The organism is Pseudomonas sp. MD195_PC81_125 (assembly GCF_014060985.1).
Taxonomy (GTDB): Bacteria; Pseudomonadota; Gammaproteobacteria; order Pseudomonadales; family Pseudomonadaceae; genus Aquipseudomonas; species Aquipseudomonas parakoreensis.
In genome coordinates, this window is sequence record NZ_JABULD010000781.1 from 1 (window position 1) to 504 (window position 504).

At 59.3% G+C, this 504-nt stretch carries 1 protein-coding gene; it reads left to right on the top strand.

The features are described 5' to 3' along the window. Positions 1 to 420: 420 nt before the first annotated feature. Positions 421 to 504 (top strand): NAD(P)-dependent oxidoreductase (locus HT737_RS31450; protein ID WP_220459566.1); only part of this gene is annotated, 84 nt, incomplete at its 3' end.

Here is a 504-nt window from a genome sequence, read left to right on the forward strand (position 1 = left end):
GGGCGGCGGTGACCGACGGGAAGGTGCTGCTGAACCAGGCGCTGACGGCGGGGTGAAAGCCAGTCAGGGCGGCGTCCTTGGGGATGGGCAGATTCATGCTCAAGTTATGCGGGGTGGGGGGCGGCAAGATGCAAGTACCGCTGGGGGAGCTGCGCTGTTCATCAGGGCCTCATCGCTGGCCAGCCAGCTCCCACAGTGATTGTTGCTGAAAAGTTTGGCAATCAACACTGAACCCTGTGGGCGCTGGATTGCCAGCGATGGAGCCAGTTGATTCAGCACAATTCCCGGCGATCTACACTTTACGGGTGACGGTTGCGCACTAAACCCGCAAAATGCAACGATTCCGGCAATTATCGATGACGGTGTCACCCGCACCGTCGCTAAAGCCATCGTTCCAATCAGACTGGGCCTGCTGACTCTATGCGAATGCGCCTTATGTTACTGGGCGGCGGAAATGCCCTTGGGCAGGCGCTGATTCGCCTCGGTGCGGAAGAAGACATCGGT